Source organism: Amycolatopsis sp. NPDC059235 (assembly GCF_042754125.1).
Taxonomy (GTDB): Bacteria; Actinomycetota; Actinomycetes; order Mycobacteriales; family Pseudonocardiaceae; genus Amycolatopsis; species Amycolatopsis albidoflava.
The window spans coordinates 70,857-92,899 of sequence record NZ_JBHZAG010000029.1; the positions used below are offsets into that span (position 1 = coordinate 70,857).

Consider the following 22,043-nt stretch of genomic DNA (forward strand, 5'->3'; position numbering starts at 1 on the left):
GTCCTCACACCCGCTCGATGATGGTCGCGACGCCCATGCCGCCGCCGATGCACAGGGTCACCAGGGCCCGGCGCGCCTCGCGGCGCTCCAGCTCGTCGACCACGGTGCCGACCAGCATCGCGCCGGTGGCGCCGAGCGGGTGGCCCATGGCGATCGCGCCGCCGTTGACGTTGATCTTCTCGTCCGGCAGGTTCAGGTCCTTCTGCCACTTGAGCACGACGGACGCGAACGCCTCGTTGAGCTCCCACAGGTCGATGTCGTCCGGGGTCAGGCCCGCGGTCTTCAGCACCTTCTCGGTGGCCGGCGTCGGACCGGTCAGCATGATCGTGGGCTCGGAGCCGATCGAGGCGGTGGCGACGATGCGCGCCCGCGGCGTGAGGCCGGCCCGCTTGCCCGCTTCCTCGCTGCCGACCAGGACGATGGCGGAACCGTCGACGATGCCGGAGGAGTTGCCGCCGGTGTGCACGTGGTCGATCTTCTCGACCTGGTGGTACTTCTGGAGCGCGACGGCGTCGAACCCGCCCATCTCGCCGATCGTGGTGAAGGCCGGCTTGAGCTTCGCCAGACCCTCCACAGTGGACCCCGGACGGCGGTGCTCGTCGTGGTCGAGGATCGTGACGCCGTTCATGTCCTTCACCGGCACCACGGACTTCGCGAAGTAGCCGCCGGACCAGGCCGCCTCGGCCTTCTCCTGCGAGCGGACCGCGAACGCGTCGACGTCCTCGCGGGAGAAGCCCTCCATCGTCGCGATGAGGTCCGCGCCGATGCCCTGCGGAGCGATGTAGTGGTCGTACGCGGTGGCCGGGTCCATGAACAGCGCGCCGCCGTCCGAACCCATCGGCACCCGCGACATCGACTCGACGCCGCCCGCGATGACCAGCTGGTCCCAGCCGGAGCGGACCTTCTGCGCCGCGACGTTCGTGGCTTCCAGCCCGGACGCGCAGAACCGGTTGAGCTGCACGCCCGCGACCGTCTGCGGCAGGCCCGCGACGAGCGCGGCGGTGCGCGCGATGTCCGCGCCCTGCTCGCCCACCGGGGACACGACGCCGAGCACGATGTCGTCGATCGCCTGCGGGTCGAGGTTCGGGTGGCGGACCTTCAGCTCTTCGATGAGGCCGACCACCAGGTCGACCGGCTTGGTGCCGTGCAGGGCACCGCCCTTGTTCTTGCCCCGGGGCGTGCGCAACGCCTCGTAGATGTAGGCCTCGCTACTCACTGAACACTCCTCCGCGAAGCGGCGTGGTTGGACACTCGTGGTTGGACACTGCGGTGTATCTCGCCGCCGACTATACCGGCCAGTAGGTGCTAATGGCCATTAACATAAGCCCGATGAACCCCATGGTGTCAATGGGTTGCCGTAGTTTCGATTCACGCTATGGTCAGTTCACCATGAGTACGTCTCCCTCCCGCGGCACGCGGCCTCGCGACCGCAAGGCCCAGCTCGCCGCCGTGGCGGCCGAGCTGTTCCGTGCGCGGGGGTTCCACGGGGTCGGGATCAACGACATCGCCGCCTCGGCGGGGGTGACCGGGCCGGCGCTGTACCGGCATTTCGCCGACAAGCAGGCGATCCTCGCCTACGTCGTGCTGGCCGGGATCGACGACATGGAGTCGGCCACCGCGGCCGCGCTCGCCGATTCCGCGCCGCCGCTGGAGCAGCTGGACGCCCTGCTCACCGGCCTCGCGACGCAGGCGGTCGAGCGCCGGGAGATCGCCGCGCTGTGGCGCTGGGAAGGTCCGCATCTGCCGCGCGAGCAGCGCCGCGAGATCCGCCGCCGGTCCGGCGCGGTGCTCGACGCGTGGACGAAAGCCCTGCTCACGCTGCGTCCGGAGCTGTCGGCGGACGAGGCAGAGCTGCTGTGCTGGGCCGCGCTGTCGGTGTTCGGGAGCGTCGCGGTGCACCACACCTCGGTGGCGCGCAAACGCTTCGTGCCGCTGCTGGTCGAGCTGGCGCTGGCGGTGCTCAACGTCTCGCTGCCGGTCCCGGCCGAGCCCGTGGCACCGGTCGCGAGCAGCCTCGGCACGCCGTCCCGCCGCGAGCAGGTCCTGAGCGCGGCGACCGGGCTCTTCGCCGAACGCGGCTTCCACACGGTGAGCATGGAAGACATCGGCGCGGCGGCGGGCATCGCCGGGCCCAGCGTGTACCGGCACTTCCCGAGCAAGGCCGCGCTGATGGTCGCGATCGGACACCGCGCGGCGGACCGGCTCGCGCTGGCGGCCGAGCAGGCTTTGCAGGCTCCTGACGAACGGGCCGCGCTGGGGCGGCTTGCGGCGTCGTATGTGCACATTCTGCTGCGCACGCCGGAACTGCTGGTGTCGTTCACGGCCGATCGCGTAACCATGCCGGAGCGCGACAAAGCGGATCTGCGACGAGTCCAGCGCGACTATGTCGATCAGTGGGTTTCCTTGCTGTGCGCGGTGTTTCCGGAGCTTCCGGCGCGCGAGGCGAAGATCCGGGTGCACGCCGCGCTGACGATCGCGAACGACCTGAGCCGGACCGGGCGGATCAGGAGCAGGCCGCATCTGCAGACGGAACTGACGGCGGTGCTGCACGCGGTTCTCGGGCTCGACTGAACGCTCTGCGCGAAACCGCCCCTGCCGCTCCCCCGGACGTGTAAGCATCTGCCGTGCCCACGAGACGGTTGCATCTGGTTCGCGCGGACGAAGGCCACCGCGTCACGACCCTCGAGCTTTTCTTCGACCTGGTCTTCGTCTACGCCATCACGCAGACGACCGAGCTGATGTCCGGGCACCTGAGCCTGCTCGGCGTCGGCGAGGGACTGCTGGTGCTGATGGTGCTGTGGTGGTGCTGGTGCAGTTACGCCTGGCTCGGCACCATGATCCACGTCGACCACGGCATCGCGAGGCTGGCGATGTTCGGCGCGATGGCGGTGATGTTCCTCGTCGCGCTCGCGGTGCCGCAGGCGCTCACCAACGAACCGGGCGGGCTCGACGGGCCGTTGCTGTTCGTCGCCTGTTACGCCGTCGTGCGGCTGTTGCACATCGTCGCCTACCTCGGCGCGGCGCAGCACGACGCCGAATTGCGCCGGGTGCTGCTGCGGATGTTGCGCGGGTTGCTCCCGAGCCTGGTGCTGCTGGCCGTCGCCGCCATGGTGGGCGGGCCGTGGCAGCCAGCCCTGTGGGTAGTCGCGCTGGCGGTGGACTACCTCAACGTCTACCTGTCCGGCCCCGCCGGCTGGCGGCTGCATTCGCCCGAGCACTTCGCCGAGCGGTTCGGGCTGATCGTGATCATCGCGCTCGGCGAATCGGTCGTGGCGATCGGCATCGGGATCGGGCACGTGCCGATCACCTGGCTCGTCGCCGGGTCGGCGATCTGCGGGATCGCGCTCGCCGCCGGGATGTGGTGGACGTACTTCGACCTGGTCGCGAATGTCGCCGAGCGCCGGCTCGCTCGCGCCGAAGGCATCGCGCGAACCAAGCTTGCCACCGACTCCTACACCTATCTCCACCTGCCGCTGATCGCCGGAATCGTCCTCGTCGCGCTCGGGCTGAAGAAGACGTTCCTGTCCCTGCACACCAATCCCGCAGACGCGCTGCACGGCGTCGCGCTGTGGGCGCTGACCGGCGGGCTCGCGCTGTATCTGGTCGCGCTCAGCTCGCTGCGACGACGCAACCTCGGCACCTGGAATCGGCAACGGCTCGTGCTCGCCGCGGTGCTGCTCGCGCTCACGCCGCTGCTCGGACACGTGCCCGCGGCCTTGCTGCTGCTGATCGTCACGGCCTCGGTCCTGCTGCTCATCGCTTTCGAACGCACGTCGCTGGCCAGGCGGCCGGTGGCCGAGTGAGCCGGGCCGCACTGGCGGATTCCGCGTCGCCGCGTTAACCTACTCGTCAGTAGGTAACGCGAGGGAGATGCTGCATGGCTGCGCCAAGGAAACGAGACGCGATGGGCCTCGGCCTGGCCGCGCTCACCCGGTTGGCCGGGAGCAAGGCGATCGACCGGGTCGGGCTGCGCGGACCGGTGCAGAACCTGGTCAAGACGGGGACCCGGAGCGGTTTCCGCGCGGCGGGGGCGGCGACCAGATCGTTCACCTCGGTCCAGCGCCTGGGCAAGCCGGCTCGGCTGGCGAAGCCGGACGACCGCGGGCTGTTCGACCTGACGCCGGACGAGGACCAGAAGCTCATCGTCGAGACGGTCAGCGAGTTCGCCGCCGAGCAGCTGCGCCCGGCCGCCGCAGACGCCGATGAGAAGCTCGCCGCGCCGGAGGGTCTGCTGAGCCGCGCGGCCGAGCTGGGCATCAGCCTCGTCGGCATCCCGGAGGAGCTGGGCGGCGCGGGCACCGAGCGTTCGGTCGTCACGAACGCGCTGGTCGCGGAGGCGCTCGCGCACGGCGACCTCGGACTCGCGGTGGCCGTGCTGGCCCCGTCCGCGGTGAGCACCGCGCTGGTCGCGTGGGGCGACGAGCAGCAGCAGGCCGATTACGTGCCCGCGTTCACCGGCGAGCAGGTGCCGGCCGCGGCGCTCGCACTGCTGGAGCGGACGCCGCTGTTCGACCCGTTCAAGCCCGCCACCAAGGCAAAGCGCACCCCGAAGGGCTACCAGCTCGACGGCGTGAAGTCGCTCGTCCCGCGCGCGGCGGAGGCGGAACTGTTCCTGGTCTCGGCCGATCTGGAAGGTCGCGGACCGGCGCTGTTCCTGGTCGAATCGTCCAACGCGGGCGTGACGATCGAGTCCGAACCCGCGATGGGCCTGCGCGGCGCGGCGACCGGAAAGCTGCACCTGGAGAAGGTTTCGCTGCCCGCGGGCGCATTGCTCGGCGGCGGCAAGGCTGACGTTTTCACTGAGGTGGTCAGGCTTTCCCGGCTTGGCTGGGCGGCGCTCGCCGCTGGTGTCGGCAAGGCCGTGCTGGACTACGTCGTGCCTTACGTGAACGAGCGGACCGCGTTCGGCGAGCCGATCAGCCACCGGCAGGCGGTCGCGTTCTCGGTGGCGGACATCGCGATCGAGCTGGAAGGTCTGCGCCTGGTCACGCTGCGCGCGGCTTCGCGAGCCGAGCAGGGCAAGGAATACGCGCGGGAAGCGGCGCTCGCCCGGAAGCTCGCGACGGACAAGGGCATGCAGATCGGCAACGCCGGCGTGCAGTTGCTGGGCGGGCACGGGTTCGTGAAGGAGCACCCGGTGGAGCGCTGGTACCGCGACCTGCGGGCGATCGGCGTGATGGAAGGCGCCGTCCTCCTCTGATCCTTTTTCTTGCTCCGAAAGGCAACTCATGATCAACCTGGAAGCTCCGAAGAAGGCCGGCGCGCTGATCAACCAGGCGTACCAGGCCGCGGCCGAGGTGTTCCGGCCGATCTCGCGCAAGTACGACCGCGCCGAGCACACCTATCCGTCCGAATTGGACATGTTCGCCGCGCTGCTGGACGGCCTGAACTCCTCCGGCGAGGGCGGGGCGGGCGCGGCCGGCGTGCGCCGGTCCGAAAAGGACAATGGTCCCAAGGGAAACCGCAACGGCGCCAACCTGAACGTGGTGCTCGGCACGATCGAGATGTGCTGGGGCGACGTCGGCCTGCTGCTGTCCATGCCGCGGCAGGGCCTCGGCAACGCAGCGATCGGGTCCGTGGCGACCGACGAGCAGCTTGAGCGCTTCAAGGGCCTGTGGGCCGCGATGGCGATCACCGAACCCGGCTGCGGTTCGGACTCGGCCGCCATCACCACGACGGCCACCGAAGACGGCGACGACTACATCCTGAACGGCGAAAAGATCTTCGTGACGTCCGGCCAGCGCGCGGACGCCGTGGTGGTCTGGGCGACGCTGGACCGCACGAAGGGCCGCGCCGCGATCAAGTCGTTCGTGGTGGAGAAGGGCACGCCGGGCTTCGAGGTCGTGCGCGTGGAACACAAACTGGGCATCCGCGCGTCCGACACCGCCGTGCTGCGCTTCGAGAACTGCCGCGTTCCGCGCGAAAACCTCCTGGGCACGCCGGAAATCGACACGGCCAAGGGTTTCGCCGGGGTCATGCAGACCTTCGACAACACCCGCCCTCTCGTGGCCGCGATGGCGATCGGCGTCGCACGCGCGGCACTGGACGAGACTCGCCGTGTGCTGACCGAAGCCGGGGTGCCGATCGACTACGACCGACCCGCGTTGACGCAGCACGCCGCCGCCGCGACTTTCCTGCAACTGGAAGCGGATTACGAGGCGGCTTACCTGCTGACGCTGGAGTCGGCGTGGATGGCGGACAATCGTGAGCCGAACTCGCTGCAGGCTTCCATGGCGAAGGCCAAGGCTGGCCGCACGGTCGTTGATGTGACGTTGAAGTGCGTCGAGCTTGCTGGCGCGTATGGGTATACGGAGGAATCGCTGCTGGAGAAGTGGTCCCGGGATGCCAAGATCTTGGACATCTTTGAGGGGACGCAGCAAATCCAGCAACTGATCGTCGCTCGGCGAGTGCTGGGCAAGTCTTCTGCTGAGCTGAAGTAGTTGTGACGTAACGAAAAGCCGCCCGGTCGCCGCCCCTCCTTGGGGACTCATTGACCGGGCGGCTTTCACACTGGTGGGGACGGTTTCATGATCAGGCCGCCTCCAGGCCGCCATGAAAGGCAGGCCCTCCGAACACCGCCTCCACTGCCCCACGCGCTCGTTAGCGGCTCGACGGGACGAGGTGCGTGTACGTCCGGAGCGTGAAACCCAAGTCCGCGTGGCCAAGGTACTCCTGACTTGGCTCAAATTAGTGCGCACCGCGGTCGTGGATGCGGGGTGAGGGCATCGCGGAGGTCATCGGATAGCGGGTCGACGGCGGTGAGGGTGTGCTCGCCGGCCTGGATGTTGATGGTGCGGTAGCGGCGGGTGGTGCGCACGATCTGCACCGCCCTGGCCCCCCGACGCCGTCTTCACCGTGCGCACATACGCCACGAGAGACAGCCTAGAACCGGCCGCTTAGTGCACAGATTTTCGCCGTTCACACGACGAAACCGCAGCTCAACAGCCAGCACCCTGCCCAAGATCAGCGATCTTGAGCCAAAGTCAGGTAAGGTGACGAAATGGTCATGCGGGTGGCGGTTCCCGTGCTGCCGTGCCGAGATGTGCAGGCAGCGCGGTCGTACTTCACGGACGTGCTCGGATTCGACACCATATTCACCTGGGAGACCCCACCTAGCTACGCGGCCGTGATCCGCGACTCCGCCGAGTTCCACCTGTACGCCGAAAGCAGCGTCGGCCCGGCCAGGGTGACGGTTATCGTCGACGACGTCGATTCCTGCCACGACGAGCTGCGCGCCCGCGGCGCCGACATCGTCGAGCCACTGGCTGACCGGCCCTACGGGATGCGCGACTTCAACGTACGGACACCCGATGGGCACTTGTTGATCTTTAGCCAGCCGCTCACCGAGTACGGGTGACCATCAGCGGACCAGCCGGAAGAATGCCGGACCTCGTCGACGAACAACGCCGGCTGCTCGAACGCCGCGAAGTGGCCGCCCTTGCCGATCAGAAAATAGCGATTCAATAATCCTGATGCAGATAAACAGCTTCCAAGCTGAATCGGAAAGGTGACAGCTGCCAACACCGATCTCAGACGATGAGTTCTTCTTTTCATCAGTAGTGAAGCTGGACTTCCGCAGATCATCCAGGTTAGTCAGTTTAACGAATGAGCCAGCCTCGCCGAATCTCTTTTCAGTATCCAGTTCAAGATACTTCACAACAGCCGATTTGCCGCCCCCTTCGGTCCAGTGAGCGAAAATACTTCACCGGAAAGTATTCGGGCCGGTAAGCTCCAGATATCCGTGAATGAGTTATAGAATTTAACCGGATCAATCTCGGCTTCGTTCTCTGCAGCGGACTTCCCGAAGTACAAGCGATCGAACGATTTAGTCATTCAACACTCCAGCCATCAACTGCTTAGCTACGAACGAAGTTGCCGAATTCGACTCCATAAGATATAGGCGCGCCGCCGGTGGCGGCGCGCGCCTGTCGCCTACGTAGCCCCCTCGCCGTGGCGGCCGCATCCGCTTCCGACACGGCGGGCTGCCGCTCCGCTTCGCCCGCCGGCCGGGCGGTGCGGCCGCCACCGGGTCACCTGGCGCAGCACCGCACGTTGGCGGCACACGGGTCCTCAGAGCCAACGTCGGCCTCCCCTGCGAGCGGTCGTGACACACGGGTCGTTCGTGACTCGATCTCCGTTACGCACCGTCGTGAGAGACCTCCATCCCGACGCCTGATCGTGACAACGGCCGGTAGCACCGCGTCAACACCATGAAGCGTGTCTTGACCCCGGCATCACCGGCCGCGTGCTGGCTTCGTATCGGGATGCAGGGGTAGGTGTGGCTGGCCGCCAGGCCGTCTCCAGGCCGTCAGAGGCCAGGGAGCAGCGACAGACGACGAGAACTAGCGAGACGCATCAGCGCAGCTCAGAGGCCATTTACCGCGGAACGAGCGAGGCCCGCGAATTCCAGCTGAGAAATTCTGGACATCTTCGAGGGGACGCAGCAGATTCAGCAGTTGATCGTGGCTCGGCGGGTGCTGGGCAAGACCAGCGCGCAGCTCAAGTGATCCAGCCGCTCGGCCCGCTTCACAGAGGCGGGCCGAGCGGTTCTGCTATTCCACTTGCCGCTTCCCCGTGGATTGCCCGAAGAAGTACCCAAGAACCAGCAGAAAAGCGCTGGACAGCACCTGGTTGATCTCCACCGCGGCGAACATCGCGGCCACCACCGCAAGGCACATGATCAGCAGAATCGCCGCTCCGACATAGGTAGCGACGGATTCCTTGGCCAGGAAGTTCTGCCACACCTTGGCTTTCCGCTCGTACTTGTCGATGTCGGTGGCCATCGCCGCCGCCTCGACCTCGGCGATATTCCGGCTGGTTTCCTTCAGTTCGCCGTCGATCTCGTCGGTCTTGCTTTCGAATTCGCCGAGCAACCGGTGGAATTCCTCTTTGGTTCCGGCGTCGTCGACCCCGGACACCGCGTTTCTCAGCTTGCCGATCTCCTGTCCGACGGTCAGTCCGTTGATCAACTCCAGAATCTGCTCACGCCGCTCGAGGGCGATCTTCAAGGCACTGCGATGAGCATTCACCTTGCGGAGGGCGTCCGCACGCCCTTTCGACCCGCTTTCTGTCGCCAGTGCATCCTCGTGCAGCTCGAGTTTCTTCTGCTGCCGGACGATGATGTCGTCGAGCCGGACCAGCGACGCACGAAGGTCGTCGACTGACTGGTTCTCGAGCGACAAGCTGTCGAGCCCGCTGTCGATGAACTCCAGCTCCATTCGCCGTCTCAACCGGCCGTCCCGGTGATCCGGTTCTTCGAACTCGACAACACTGCGATCTTCTGGAACGCTCATAGTTATTGTCCGTTTGATCGAGTTGCGCAGCCCCTCTGCCGCCTGCGGTGATCCACGGATCGCGTGCGACCTGGCGTTTGTTGCGCACCATCCTCAGCTGTCGCCGTTCTGAACCCGAATCGTGACAACAGCGCCAGTTCCACTGATTACGAAAACCTCAGTCAATCCAGTAATTAGCTCGCAAAAACGCAGCCAAGAGACCTTATTCAAGCATTTTCGGCGGTCGCATCCAGCGCATCCAGAACCGCGTCCCCATTCGCGCGAGCCCACTCCGTCAGGGTGTGGATCGGCTCGATCAGCGTCGCGCCCAGCGGTGTCAGCTCGTACTCGACGCGCGGCGGTGCCTCGGCATACGCCTGACGCCGAACCATCCCGTGCGCTTCGAGCCGCCGCAGCGTCTGGGTGAGCACCTTCCGGGAGATGCCGCCGATCAGCTCGACCAGCGCGCCGTGCCGCACGGGGCCCTCGCTGAGAGCCGCGAGCACGACCACCGTCCACTTGTCGGCGATCAGCTCTACTGCCAGCCGCGCCGGGCAATCGGCGAGGAAGATGCCGCGGGAACCGCTCATGAAGTCCAAGGTACCTGCTGGTACCTATCGGAATCCTAGCCTGGCTTTCGTACCCCTCCAGAAACCAGGAGAGTCATGCGAGTCATCACTCAGCAGAAACTCGGCGGTCCCGAAGTGCTCACCATCGTGGACGCGCCCGAACCCCGCGCGTTGCCGACCGAAGTCCTCGTGCGTGTCAAGGCGATTGGGCTGAATCCGTTGGAAGCACGACTGCGCGACGGCGAGTTCCCGTTGCTCGGCCAGCCGCCGTTCGTGCTCGGCTGGGACGTCAGCGGCGTGGTCGAAGAAGCGTTGACCTGGCGCTTCCGGCCCGGCGACGAAGTATTCGGCATGCCGTTGTTTCCCCGCGCGGCGGGCGCGTATGCCGAAGCAGTGGCGGCACCGGCATTGCATCTGGCCCGCAAGCCGGAGAGGCTTTCGCACGTCGAGGCCGCGGCGTTGCCGATTGTCGGGCTGACGGCGTGGCAGGGGCTGGTCGACCTCGGCGGCGTGACGGCGGGCGATCGCGTTCTGATCCACGGCGGTGGCGGCGGGGTCGGGCACGTCGCGATCCAGATCGCGAAAGCCCTTGGTGCGCACGTAATAGCGACGGCCAGCGAGAGCAAACGGGAGTTCGTCGAAGGGCTCGGCGCCGACGAAGTCATCGACTACCAGAAGGTCGACTTCAGTGAAGTGGCGAGCGAAATCGACGTTGTGCTCGACACTCTTGGCGGCGACACCGTCGAGCGGTCCCTCGGCGTGCTCCGGCCCGGCGGGCATCTGGTCACGGCGGTAGCGGAGGACGACACCGAGTTGATCGCGAAGTTCGAGTCGGCGGGAATGCGGTTCAGCGGGATCGGGGTCGATCCGGATCCGGTCGCGCTACGGCAGCTCGTCGCGCTCGTCGAACAGGGCAAGCTCCGGGTCCACGTGCAGGAGACGTTCCCGTTCGAGCGCATCGCCGACGCGCATCGGCTGCTCGACGGCGGTCATCTCCAGGGCAAGGTCGTCCTCACCGTCTGACCTCGATTCAGACCTCCAGCACGATCCGGCCTCGCGCCTCGCCTGATTCCTGCAACCGGTGCGCTTCGGCGGCCGACGACAAGGGCAGGCGAGTGCCGATCCGGGGCCGGAGGATTCCCGTGGACAGTGCCCGGTTCACGACGCGGGCGGCGGAACCCAGCGCGGAGACCCCGGCGTTGCTGATGGCGAAACCGCGGATGCTCGCGTCGCGCGTGTACAACTCGCCGATCGGCAGCGTCGGGGCCGACTGCATTCCGGCCATCGCGACGATGCGGCCGCCACGGGACAAGAGCGGCACTGCCGAGATCAGGTCGTGAACGCCCGCGTTGTCCCACAACAGATCCACGGAGGGGAGTTTGCGATAGAGGTCGGGATCGGTGTAGTCGAAAACCTCGTCGGCGCCGCTTTCCCGGCACCACTGCGCGTCCTCGGCGCGGGCGGTCGCGATGACGCGCAGGCCGGCAGTAGAAGCAAGTTGGACGACCGCGCTGCCGACTCCGCCGCCCGCGCCGAGCACTGCGATCGTTTCGCCGTAACCGGCGTCAGCGTGCTCGAAAAGGCCCAGATACGCGGTGGCTGCGGTGTGCAGGACGGCGACGGCGTCGTCGGAAACCCCGTCCGGCAAGTGATACAGCCGGTCCTCGGGAACCGCGCAGTATTCGGCGAAGGAACCCTGCCGACCGTCGTGGCCGAGGCTGTTGCACCACACCCGGTCGCCGGGCGCGAAGCGGTTCACCGGCGAGGAAACAACCGTGCCCACCAAGTCCCGGCCGATGACGAACGGGAACGCAACGTCGGTGGGATACGCGCCGGAACGGATGAAGGTGTCGACGTGGTTCACCGCTACCGCGGACACTTTCACCAGCACCTCGCGCGGTCCCGGCTCGGGGTCTGGAAGCTGACCGACCTTGATCTCGGAACTGTCGCCGAGCGACGTCACGTATGCAGCGATCACCGGCTCACGGTACCGCCGGTTTTTCACCGACTTCGCGCGGATATCGGATTGATCTCCGCCGCCCGGAATCCGCGCGCAAAGGCGCGGAAATGCCCTAATCTGCCCGGCATGACCGCTCCGGTGGCGCCGGCCGACCTCAAACAGGCCCGCATCTTCATGTGGATCCAGGTCGCGCTGAGCGCGATCGGGCCACTGCTGCTGGCCGGGATGGCCGGCGTTTCGCTGGTCGACCTGATCAGCCTCACCCAGCTCTACATCGTGATCACCTACGCGACCGCGATCGCGCTCGCGGTGTGCGCGGTCGTATTGCCGAAGCGCCAGCAATGGGCCTACGTGACCGCCGCGGTCATCGAAGCCCTCCTGGTGCTCAACAGCCTGGTCACGCTGCTCAGCAAGGGCCTGCCCGGCATCCTGCCGCTGATTTTCGCCGGGCTCGCGCTGCGCGCGCTGCTCACCCGCGACGTGCGGACCTGGTTCTTCCCGCAGCAGCCGTCAGCCGGCTGACCGTTCGTCCAGGAATTCGTCGAGGTACCGCCAGGTCGTGCCCCGCGCCCGGCGGCCGGTGAGCACGCCGAGGTGCCCGCCGGGCGCGGTGCGGAACCGGACCTCCGGCGCGTTTTCCAGCAGCTGCACCACGCGTTCCACCGACGCGCGCGGCGCGATGGTGTCGTTTTCGCCCGCCACCACCAGCATCGGCGTCTTCACGTCGGACAGGCTGATCTTGCGCCCGTTCAGGTCGACGGTGCCCTCGGCGAGGTCGTTCGTGCGGAACAAGCGGTGGTACAGCTGGCCGAACGTCCGCCCGGGGTAGGCGTACATGTTGCCCATGAAGTGGTCCACCGCCTCGATCTGCGCGAGGTAGTCGCGGTCGTCGAGGTTTTTCAGGATCGCCAGCGGTTTCGTGATTTCCTTGGAGATCCCGGTGGCCCTGAACACCCGGGTGACCAAATAGGACGGTGCGCCGCCGAACACCCGGTACACCGGCGTGAGCAGATGCCCGCCGGTCAGGTCCACGAGCGGGCGGAACGGCGCGACGATCGGGATCGCGGTGAAATCGACCGGCGAGCCGACCGCGGTGATCGATTCGATCGGCAGCTCCGGCTGGTCCGCGCTGACCAGCATCGAGAAAATCCCGCCGAGCGACCACGACACCAGGTGCACGCCTTGTCCGCCGGCGTCCTCGCTGACCTTCCGGATCGCCCTCGGCAGCACCTCGTCGATCCAGTGCTCGATGCCGAGGCGGCGGTCGGAGAACGCGACCATGCCGTAGTCCACGAGGTAGGTCGGCCGTCCGCCCTCCACCAGGTGCTCGATGAGGCTGCAGCCGCGGCGCAGGTCGAAGCACAGCGCGGGCGCGGCCAGCGGCGGCACCAGCAGCACCGGCGGGCCGGAGACCTCCGACGAACCGTGGGTCATCCGGTACACCGACCGGTTGGGTCCCTGGTCGATCAGCACTCGCGGCATCGGCCGCAGATCGGCGACCCCACCCTGGAAAACCTTGCCCACGACGTTGGCCGCCGCGGCAGCCAACCGGGCCGGTGGGGAAACCATTCAGCGCCTCCTGGAACTCGTCGTCTGCCGGGCATCTTGCCGTGCGCGCGGGCGCGGCATCAACACGCCACTCCCGCAAGCACCCGGCAAGCGCATGTCCACATCAGACGCTCCCACCAGGCGGGACGGACGACGGCGCGCTGCGGGCGGCCCGGCTCTCGTACTCGGCGCGCTCGGGCGAATGCGCGGCGGACGCCAGCAACTGGTCGCCGCCGAGCGCGCGCACCAGCCATTCGCCGAACGCGCGCGGGAACAGCCGGGTGATCCGGCCGGTCAGATCGAGCGATTTCGGCACGAAGACGTCAAACCTCGGCCGCTCCAGCGCGTCGACGATCGCCGCCGCGACGTCTTCCGGCCCGACCGATTTGATGAACCGCGCTTCGCCCAGCCCCGACGCGAGTTCCGTGCGCACCACCGCGGGCATCACGCACGACACCTCCACGCCAGTACCGCGCAGTTCCAGGTGCACCGCCTCGGACAGCCCGACCACGGCGTGTTTCGTAGCGCAATACGTGGCCGCCCCGGCGAATCCGGACTTTCCGGCCATCGACGCCACGTTCACGATGTGCCCGCGCCCGCGCGGCTTCATCCGTTTGACCGCCTCGCGCGTGCCGTGCACGACCGCGTGCACGTTGATCTCCAGCAGCCGCCGCGTGGCCGCGTCGTCTTCCTCGTCCAGCGGCGAGAGCGGCATGATGCCGGCGTTGTTGATCAGCACGTCGATCGGCCCGATGGTGCTTTCGACGTCGTCCAGGAACGCGGTGAAGGCGGCTGTGTCGGTGACGTCCAGCGGCGACGCGACCACGTCCGGCCCCAGCTCACCTGCGGTTTTCTCGGCCCGGACCCGGTCGAGGTCGCCGAGCACGAGCCGGGCGCCGCGCCGGTGCAGCGCGGCGGCGGCGGCCGCCCCGATGCCCTGCGCGCCGCCCGTGACGACGACGACCTTCCCGGAGAGCGACTGCCTGGTCATGGCGGACTCCTCGGTCTATTGACATCTAGCCAATATCGTCCTCCGGGTCCGCCCGCGCCGCTATCCCCCAACCCGTTGCTCAAGCACCTGGCCGAGCCAGCCGTCGACGGTGAACTGCTCGGTCGGCTTGAAGCCCTGGCTCTCGTAGTAGCGCGGCAGATCGCCGTCGCCGCCCGCCCAGCAGTCGACGCGCACGAGGTCGACCCCGCGCCGTTTCGCCTCGTCCATCGAGTGTTGCAACAGCCGCGAGCCGACCCGGTGCCCGGTGAACTGGCGGGAAGTGATCAGCAGCCGGACGTACAGCTCGGGCTCGTCGACCTGCGGCGCGTACGGCATCGCTTGCCCGAGGATGAGCGCGCCGGCGGGCTTCCCGTCGATCTCCGCCATCCGGAACTCGGGATCGGCCGCGTACTCGCGCACTCGCTCGACCCGCTTCGGGATCTTGCTCCACGGCTCGGTGCCCCATTGGCCCGCGCTGCCTCGCGCGACCAGCCATTCGACGGCGTCGTCAAAGAACCCCAGCACTACGTCTGCGTCTCCGGCAACCCCAGGCCGGATAGTGAACTCCATGGCTCCACCATAAGGATCTGGTGAAGCAGCGCCGCCGGGACTCCGCCCGGACGCCCCGGCGGCGCTGGGTCTCAGGCGCCGACCCCGAGGTGGCGCGCGATCAGCATCTTCTGGACCTCGCTGGTGCCCTCGCCGATCTCCAGGATCTTCGCGTCGCGGTAGAAGCGGCTGACCGGGAATTCGTTCATGAAGCCGTATCCGCCGAAGATCTGCGTGGCGTCGCGGGCGTTGTCCATCGCCGCGTTCGAAGCCACCAGTTTCGCGATCGACGCTTCCTTCTTGAACGGTTCGCCGCGCAGCATCTTCGACGCCGCTTGGTAATACGCCAGCCGCGCGGTGTGCGCGCGCACTTCCATGTCCGCGATCTTGAACTGGATCGCCTGGTACTCGCCGATCCGGTGGCCGAACGCGACGCGGTCCTTCGCGTACTTCAGGCATTCGTCCACGCAGCCCTGCGCGAGACCCACGCTCAGCGCCGCGATCGCCACCCGCCCTTCGTCCAAAATGGACAGGAACTGGGCGTAGCCGCGGCCCCGCTTGCCGACCAGGTTCTCGGCGGGCACCCGGACGTCCGAAAAGGACAGTTCATGGGTGTCCGAGCAGTTCCAGCCGACCTTCGAGTACTTCGGGGCCACCGCGAAGCCCGGGGTGCCGGACGGGACGATGATCGCCGAGATCTCCTTGCGGCCGTTCTCCATCACGTCGGTGACCGCGGTGACGGTGACCAGCTTCGTGATGTCGGTGCCGGAGTTGGTGATGAACGCCTTGCTGCCGTTGATGATCCACTCGTCGCCGTCGAGCCGGGCGCGCGTGCGGGTGGCCCCGGCGTCGGAGCCGCCGCCAGGTTCGGTGAGCCCGAATCCGCCGAGCGCCTCGGCCGTGGTCAGCATGGGCAGCCAGGTTTCCTTCTGCTCCTGGGTGCCGAAGCGGTAGATGGGCATCGCGCCGAGCGAAACCCCCGCCTCCAGCGTGATCGCGACCGAGGAATCGACCCGCGCCAACTCCTCCAGCGCGAGGCACAGCGCGAAGTAGTCCCCGCCCATGCCGCCGAATTCCTCCGGGAACGGCAGGCCGAACAGGCCCATCTCGCCCATCTTGGCGACCAGCTCGTACGGGAATTCTTCCTTCTCGTACAGCGGGCCGATCACCGGCGCGACCTCCGCCTGCGCGAAGTCCTCGACCGTCTTGCGGAGCGCCTCGTATTCCTCGTCCAGCCGGAAGTCGATCACTGCTTCTCCTCTGCTGCGCTCACGACGGCAAGCGTCTCGTCGAGCGCGACCTGCTGGCCGACCCGCACCGAAAGCTCAGTCACCACACCGTCGATCGGCGCGGTCACGGTGTGCTCCATCTTCATCGCCTCGACGACGAGCAGCGGCGTCCCCGCGCTCACCACGTCGCCTTCGGCCGCCTTCACCACCAGCACCGTTCCCGGCATCGGGCTCTTCACCGGACCAGCGCCCGCCGCCTCGCCGCGCGCGGAGAGCGTGAATTCCTGGTCGGCGAACGCGAACGACTGGCCTTCGCGGGCCAGCCACACTGTCCGTTGTGGACCTTCGGCGCAGCGATACCGCTCCACGCCGTTGGCCTGGCGTACTTCGAGCAGATCGCCCTCGCGGCGGGCGGAAACGCGCACCGGCTCCGCGTCGTCCACCTGCACCGAAGCGTCCGACGGCGTGCCCTCGACCCGTACGACGGCCTGGTTTTCCCCAGTCCGCAAGCGGAAAGTGATCCCGCCTGGACCGCTGAGCCGCCAGCCGTTCGGGATGTCCCACGGGTCCACGACCGCGCCCGTCGGCTGCAGCGAAATCAGCCGATCCATGGCCGCGGCGACGAAAAACCCGGCCGGGACTTCCGAAGAGACCAATTCGGACAGTCGCCGGTCCACCAGTTCGGTGTCCAGCTTTCCGGCGCGCACGTCCTCGTCGGCCAGCAAACCGCGCAGGAACGCGATGTTCGTGCCGAGGCCGAGCAACGCGGTGTCGGCCAGCGCTCGGTCCAGCTTCTGCAGCGCCGACGCCCGGTCCGGTCCGTGCGCGATGATCTTCGCCAGCATCGGGTCGTAATTCGACCCGACCACCGCGCCGACCGACATCCACGAGTCCACTCGCACGCCGTCGCCGGAGGGCTCGTGCACGGCCAGCACCGTGCCGCCGGTCGGGATGAAACCGCGCGCCGGATCCTCGGCGTAGACCCGGGCTTCGACCGCGTGCCCGTCGAGGCGCACGTCGTCCTGCGTCAGTCCGAGTGGCTCCCCTGCCGCCACCCGCACCTGCCAGGACACCAGGTCGAGTCCGGTCACCATCTCGGTAACCGGGTGCTCCACCTGCAGCCGGGTGTTCATCTCCATGAAGAAGAACTCGTCCGGGTTGTGCGCGGACATGATGAACTCGACCGTGCCCGCGCCGACGTAGCCGACCGACCGCGCGGCTTCCGCGGCCGCCGCGCCCATTTTCGCCCGCGTGGCTTCGTCCAGGAGCACCGACGGCGCTTCCTCGATGATCTTCTGGTGCCGTCGCTGCAGGCTGCACTCGCGTTCGCCGAGGTGCAGCACGGTGCCGTGTGTGTCGGCCAGCACCTGGATCTCGATGTGCCGCGGCGTGGTGACGAACCGCTCCATCAGCAACGTGTCGTCACCGAAAGAACTCTTCGCTTCCCTGCGCGCGGACTCGATCGCAGCGTCCAGTTCGGACTCTTCGTGCACCAGGCGCATGCCCTTGCCGCCACCGCCCGCGGACGGCTTCAGCAGCAACGGATAGCCGACTTTCGCCGCCGCTTCGGCAAACCCGCCCTCCGGAATGTCCACATCGGACGCACCGGGCACCACCGGAACACCGGCCGCGGACACCGTGGCCTTCGCCCGGATCTTGTCGCCCATCTTGTCGATCGCTTCCGGCGGCGGGCCGATGAACACCAGCCCGGCCTCCGCGCAAGCCCGCGCGAACGCGGTGTTCTCGGCGAGGAAACCATAGCCGGGATGCACCGCCTGCGCGCCGGTTTCCGTTGCCGCCGCGACAATCGCCGGAATCGACAGGTAGCTCTTCGCTGCTTCGGCCGGGCCGAGGCGCACCGCGGTGTCGGCCTCGCGCACGTGTCGGGCGTCGGCGTCCGCGTCGCTGTACACCGCGACCGAACGGATCCCGAGCGCACGCAGCGACCGGATCACGCGAACCGCGATCTCCCCGCGGTTGGCAACCAGAACAGTGTCGAACACGCTCATCACATCCGGAAGACGCCGTAGTTGACCTCGGGCAAGGGCGCGTTGGCCGCGGCCGACAGCGCGAGCCCGAGCACCGTGCGGGTGTCCGCCGGGTCGATCACGCCGTCGTCCCACAGCCGCGCGGTGGAGTAGTACGGGCTGCCCTGTTCCTCGTACTGCTCGCGGATCGGGTCCTTGAAGGTCTCTTCGTCCTCAGTGGACCATTCGCCGCCGCGGCCCTCGATCGCGTCGCGGCGCACCGTCGACAACACCGATGCTGCCTGCTCGCCGCCCATCACGGAAATCCGCGCGTTCGGCCACATCCAGAGGAACCGCGGCGAATACGCCCGGCCGCACATGGAGTAGTTGCCCGCGCCGAAGGAACCGCCGATGATCACGGTGAACTTCGGCACCCGCGCGCACGCCACCGCGGTGACCATTTTCGCGCCGTGCTTGGCGATGCCGCCCGCCTCGTACGCGCGCCCGACCATGAAGCCGGTGATGTTCTGCAGGAATACCAACGGGATCGAGCGCCGGTCGCACAGTTCGATGAAGTGCGCGCCCTTCATCGCGGACTCGGCGAACAGCACGCCGTTGTTCGCGATGATGCCGACCGGGTGGCCGTGGATGTGCGCGAAGCCGGTGACCAGCGTCGAGCCGTATTCCTTTTTGAACTCCGCGAACCGGCTGCCGTCGACGACGCGGGCGATGACCTCGCGCACGTCGTACGGGGTGCGCGAATCCGTCGGCACCACGCCGTACAGCTCGCGTTCGTCCGCCGCGGGCGGCTCGATCGCCTTGACGTCCCACGGCCGCGGCGTGCGCGGGCCGAGGGTGGAGACGATGTCGCGGACGATGCGCAGCGCGTGCGCGTCGTCGTCCGCGAGATGGTCGGTGACACCGGACTGGCGGGCGTGCACGTCGCCGCCGCCCAGCTCCTCAGCGGTGACGACCTCGCCGGTCGCGGCCTTCACCAGCGGCGGGCCGCCAAGGAAAATGGTGCCCTGATTGCGCACGATGACCGCTTCGTCGCTCATCGCCGGGACGTACGCGCCGCCTGCGGTGCACGAGCCGAGCACGGCGGCGATCTGCGGGATGCCGCGCGCGGACATGGTGGCCTGGTTGTAGAAGATCCGGCCGAAGTGCTCGCGGTCCGGGAAGACCTCGTCTTGGCGCGGCAGGAACGCGCCTCCGGAGTCGACCAGGTAAATGCACGGCAAGTTGTTGTGCAGCGCGACTTCCTGCGCCCGCAGGTGCTTCTTCACCGTCAGCGGGTAGTACGTGCCGCCCTTGACCGTGGCGTCGTTGGCGACGATCACGCATTCGCGGCCGGAGACGCGCCCGATCCCGGTGATGATGCCCGCGGACGGGGCCTCGTCGTCGTACAGCCCGGTCGCGGCGAGCGGGGAAAGCTCAAGGAACGGCGATCCCGGGTCCAGCAGCGCGTCCACCCGGTCGCGCGGCAGCAGCTTGCCGCGTTCCACATGGCGGGCGCGCGACTTCTCCGGCCCGCCGAGCCGGGCGGCGGCGAGCCGCTTGTGCAGATCCTCGACCAATTCGCCGTGCGAGGTGACGCTACGGGTGAAGGTGTCGCTGTTCGGATCCGCGGAACTGCGCAGTACCGGCGTGTCCATGGCTCTCCGTCGAGACGTTAGCGGTCGTTAACTCCGGACCCGATGTTAGTGGCCGTTAACCCCGCTGTCCAGTCCAGCCCACAGCGCCCCAATGTGGCATTGGGTGCATGTGACGCACCCAATGTGGCGTTCGGTGCGCCTGACGCACCCAATGCCACATTGGGGCGGCCACGAGTGAGTGAAGGGAAGGCAGCGGTCAGCCCGCGACGGCGTCGGAGATCCAGCCGGCCACCGGCAGATCCCGTTCGAGGCATTCGACCGACAGCCGGATCGTCCAGCGCAGCGCCTGCAGCAGGAGACTGTCCACTTCGTTCGGAGCGGCGCTCGCCAACGCGATCTCGACCTGTTCGCGGGCGGCGGCGGTATTGCCGTGCACCTCGGCGAGCAGCGTGCGGACGGCGGTGCGGACCGGCGGATCGGCCTGGTCGATCGAAACCTCTTCGCCCGCCTCGTCGAAAACCTGCACCTTGACCGGGGCGGTGCCGCCGTCGCCGAGCGTGGACACCATCGCGCTGCATTCGCCGAAGAGCAGCAGCATCAGCTCTTTCGTCTCCTCGTCGCGTTCGCCCGGCTCCTGCGACGAGGGCGTGACCTCTTCCAGCGCCTCCGTGTCCTCGCCAAGGCTGATGGCGACGAGCGCGCGCTGTGCCTTCTCGACGAGCCGCTGCTCGCCCTCGCTCCGGTCCGCGGTCACGTGCCTATCAAACACCAGACCGGCGGTCGGCGGGATACCCCGGATCGCGGCCTCAGCCCGCCGCGGAAAGGGCGCCCAGCGCGAGACGGCACAGCAGATCGGCGAGGGCGCCGTCACCGAGATGGCGGTTGTAGGGCGTCGAGTTGATCAAGCCGAACACGGCGTGTGCCGCCGACCGCGCCTGGCGTTCGCCGAGGCCGGGCACAGCTTCGCGAATCGCCCGCACCCACACCTCGACGTACTGCCGCTGAAGCGCGCGCACCTGCTTGCGGTCACCGTCGGTGAGATTCGCGAGATTGCGCTCCTGCACGGTGATGAGCGCCGGGTGGTCGAGGGCGAAGTCGACGTGGAACCGGACGAGCGCGGCCAGCAGTTCGTCCGGGGTGCCGCCCGCCGCGGCGCGCTTGGTGCCGCCTTCGAGCAGGTAGTGGCTGATCGAGTTGAGCATTTCCCCGAGAATCGCGTCCTTGCTGCGGAAATGCCGGTACAGCGCGGGACCGGAGATGCCGACGGCCGCGCCGATGTCGTCGATGCCGACGCCGTGGAAACCGTGGTGGGCGAACAGCTCGGCGGCGGCGGTGAGGATCTGTTCCCGTCTGTTCGGCTTCGCGCCGTTCACCAGTGGGAGGGAATTCGCCGACATCCGCACATAGTAGGTCCCGCGGTTAGCGAGCGCTAACTTCCGGTGCTACTTCCTGCCTGGGCCAAGTGGAGGCACCCGGATTTGAGGGGTGTCTCGTGGGGATTGCACCTGGTAAAGCTTTACCGCGTCAAGCTGTCACGACAGGAGTGACCTATGGCTGCAACCACCCGTCAACCATCACGACGCGTCCTTCGGATGTGCGCGGCCCTGGGGGTCGCTCTCGCTGCCTCGCTCGGCTTCGCCACCGGCGCGAGCGCTGCGTCGCAAAACTACGTCGCGCTCGGCGACTCCTACTCCGCCGGAGTGGGCGCCGGGAGCTACGGAGATTCCGGCAGCTGCAAACGCAGTGCCAACGCGTACGGCCAGCTGTGGGCCAACGCCCACTCCGGCACCAATTTCACCTTCCTCGCCTGCTCGGGCGCGAAGACCGGCGACGTGCTGAACCAGATCAGCTCGATGCCGTCCAACGCCACCTTGATCACGCTCACCGTCGGCGGCAACGACGCCGGCTTCACCGACGTGATCAAGACCTGCACGCTGGGAAGCGACCAGACCTGCGTGGACCGGGTCAACACCGCCAAGACGTACGTCCAGAACACCCTGTCCGGGCTGCTGGACAAGGTGTACTCGGCGGCCAAGAGCAAGGCGCCCGGGGCGCAGCTGGTCGTGCTGTCCTACCCGCGGTTCTACACCGTGCCCGGATCGTGCAGTGTCGGCTTGAGCGACACGAAACGGACGGCGATCAACTCCGGGGCGGACACGCTCGCGTCGGTGGTGTCGTCGCGGGTTTCGGCGGCCGGCGGGAAGTTCGTGGACGTCCGGTCCGCGTTCGTGGGGCACAACATCTGCTCGGCGGCCAGCGACTACCTGCACAGCTTGACCTGGCCGGTGGACGAGTCGTACCACCCGACTGCCGCCGGGCAGCGGGGCGGCTACTACGCGCCGCTGACCTCGGCGATCGGCTGA

General features: G+C 67.7%; 20 protein-coding genes. 8 read left to right on the forward strand and 12 right to left on the reverse strand.

The features are described from left to right. Positions 1–4 precede the first annotated feature (4 nt). Positions 5–1,216 (reverse strand): acetyl-CoA C-acetyltransferase, encoded by a 1,212-nt coding sequence (locus ACFXI3_RS20565; protein ID WP_344270988.1) that lies wholly within the window; start codon positions 1,214–1,216, stop codon positions 5–7. 173 nt (positions 1,217–1,389) lie between these two features. Between ACFXI3_RS20565 and ACFXI3_RS20570 the strand changes: the two genes are divergently transcribed. From ACFXI3_RS20570 to ACFXI3_RS20590, 5 genes are all read left to right on the forward strand, one after another. Then, a complete protein-coding gene (locus tag ACFXI3_RS20570) occupies positions 1,390–2,571 on the forward strand; it encodes a helix-turn-helix domain-containing protein (RefSeq protein ID WP_344270985.1) in 1,182 nt (393 codons plus the stop codon). Between the two features lie 53 nt (positions 2,572–2,624). Then, a complete protein-coding gene (locus tag ACFXI3_RS20575) occupies positions 2,625–3,803 on the forward strand; it encodes a low temperature requirement protein A (protein ID WP_378401305.1) in 1,179 nt (392 codons plus the stop codon). 101 nt (positions 3,804–3,904) lie between these two features. Next, positions 3,905–5,200 carry an acyl-CoA dehydrogenase family protein gene (locus ACFXI3_RS20580; RefSeq protein WP_344272290.1) on the forward strand — a complete coding sequence of 432 codons (1,296 nt, stop codon included), beginning with the start codon at positions 3,905–3,907 and terminating at the stop codon, positions 5,198–5,200. Positions 5,201–5,228: 28 nt separating this feature from the next. Next, positions 5,229–6,440 (forward strand): acyl-CoA dehydrogenase family protein, encoded by a 1,212-nt coding sequence (locus ACFXI3_RS20585; protein WP_378401306.1) that lies wholly within the window; start codon positions 5,229–5,231, stop codon positions 6,438–6,440. A 560-nt stretch (positions 6,441–7,000) separates the two neighbouring features. Next, a complete protein-coding gene (locus ACFXI3_RS20590; RefSeq protein WP_344270973.1) occupies positions 7,001–7,357 on the forward strand; it encodes a VOC family protein in 357 nt (118 codons plus the stop codon). A gap of 1,195 nt (positions 7,358–8,552) precedes the next feature. Here the strand turns inward: ACFXI3_RS20590 and ACFXI3_RS20595 are convergent. Together ACFXI3_RS20595 and ACFXI3_RS20600 are read right to left on the reverse strand one after the other, a co-directional pair. Beyond that, positions 8,553–9,293 (reverse strand): hypothetical protein, encoded by a 741-nt coding sequence (locus tag ACFXI3_RS20595; RefSeq protein ID WP_378401309.1) that lies wholly within the window; start codon positions 9,291–9,293, stop codon positions 8,553–8,555. Between the two features lie 206 nt (positions 9,294–9,499). After that, a complete protein-coding gene (locus tag ACFXI3_RS20600; protein WP_378401311.1) occupies positions 9,500–9,862 on the reverse strand; it encodes a winged helix-turn-helix transcriptional regulator in 363 nt (120 codons plus the stop codon). Between the two features lie 75 nt (positions 9,863–9,937). Here ACFXI3_RS20600 and ACFXI3_RS20605 point away from each other — a divergent pair, with 75 nt between their 5' ends. After that, positions 9,938–10,864 (forward strand): NADP-dependent oxidoreductase, encoded by a 927-nt coding sequence (locus ACFXI3_RS20605; protein WP_378401313.1) that lies wholly within the window; start codon positions 9,938–9,940, stop codon positions 10,862–10,864. A 7-nt stretch (positions 10,865–10,871) separates the two neighbouring features. Here the strand turns inward: ACFXI3_RS20605 and ACFXI3_RS20610 are convergent, their stop codons facing one another. Then, on the reverse strand, positions 10,872–11,819 hold the full coding sequence (locus tag ACFXI3_RS20610; RefSeq protein WP_378401315.1) for an NADPH:quinone reductase: 948 nt from the start codon (positions 11,817–11,819) through the stop codon (positions 10,872–10,874). A gap of 108 nt (positions 11,820–11,927) precedes the next feature. Between ACFXI3_RS20610 and ACFXI3_RS20615 the strand changes: the two genes are divergently transcribed. Continuing rightward, entirely contained in the window at positions 11,928–12,323 is a 396-nt protein-coding gene (locus tag ACFXI3_RS20615) for a hypothetical protein (RefSeq protein ID WP_378401317.1), read from the forward strand. Here ACFXI3_RS20615 and ACFXI3_RS20620 read toward each other — a convergent pair. From ACFXI3_RS20620 to ACFXI3_RS20655, 8 genes are all read right to left on the reverse strand, one after another. Continuing rightward, positions 12,312–13,370 carry an alpha/beta fold hydrolase gene (locus ACFXI3_RS20620; RefSeq protein ID WP_344270955.1) on the reverse strand — a complete coding sequence of 353 codons (1,059 nt, stop codon included), beginning with the start codon at positions 13,368–13,370 and terminating at the stop codon, positions 12,312–12,314. The genes ACFXI3_RS20615 and ACFXI3_RS20620 overlap by 12 nt on opposite strands. A 103-nt stretch (positions 13,371–13,473) precedes the next feature. Further along, positions 13,474–14,340, reverse strand: coding sequence for an SDR family oxidoreductase (locus ACFXI3_RS20625; RefSeq protein ID WP_378401319.1), 867 nt, complete (start codon positions 14,338–14,340; stop codon positions 13,474–13,476). A 60-nt stretch (positions 14,341–14,400) separates the two neighbouring features. After that, positions 14,401–14,910: a GNAT family N-acetyltransferase gene (locus tag ACFXI3_RS20630; RefSeq protein ID WP_378401321.1), complete on the reverse strand. Its 510-nt coding sequence runs from the start codon at positions 14,908–14,910 to the stop codon at positions 14,401–14,403. A 71-nt stretch (positions 14,911–14,981) separates the two neighbouring features. After that, positions 14,982–16,139: an acyl-CoA dehydrogenase family protein gene (locus ACFXI3_RS20635; RefSeq protein WP_344270946.1), complete on the reverse strand. Its 1,158-nt coding sequence runs from the start codon at positions 16,137–16,139 to the stop codon at positions 14,982–14,984. Continuing rightward, positions 16,136–18,121 carry an acetyl/propionyl/methylcrotonyl-CoA carboxylase subunit alpha gene (locus ACFXI3_RS20640; protein WP_378401323.1) on the reverse strand — a complete coding sequence of 662 codons (1,986 nt, stop codon included), beginning with the start codon at positions 18,119–18,121 and terminating at the stop codon, positions 16,136–16,138. Before ACFXI3_RS20640 ends, ACFXI3_RS20635 begins: the two co-directional genes overlap by 4 nt. 5 nt (positions 18,122–18,126) lie before the next feature. Further along, positions 18,127–19,740, reverse strand: coding sequence for a carboxyl transferase domain-containing protein (locus ACFXI3_RS20645; protein ID WP_344270940.1), 1,614 nt, complete (start codon positions 19,738–19,740; stop codon positions 18,127–18,129). A 196-nt stretch (positions 19,741–19,936) separates the two neighbouring features. After that, positions 19,937–20,434 (reverse strand): hypothetical protein, encoded by a 498-nt coding sequence (locus ACFXI3_RS20650; protein ID WP_086024916.1) that lies wholly within the window; start codon positions 20,432–20,434, stop codon positions 19,937–19,939. Between the two features lie 52 nt (positions 20,435–20,486). Then, positions 20,487–21,077, reverse strand: a complete 591-nt coding sequence (locus tag ACFXI3_RS20655) for a TetR/AcrR family transcriptional regulator (RefSeq protein ID WP_344270935.1) — start codon at positions 21,075–21,077, stop codon at positions 20,487–20,489. 195 nt (positions 21,078–21,272) lie between these two features. On the opposite strand from ACFXI3_RS20655, the gene ACFXI3_RS20660 reads away from it, so the two are divergent. Continuing rightward, positions 21,273–22,043, forward strand: a complete 771-nt coding sequence (locus ACFXI3_RS20660; protein WP_344272287.1) for an SGNH/GDSL hydrolase family protein — start codon at positions 21,273–21,275, stop codon at positions 22,041–22,043.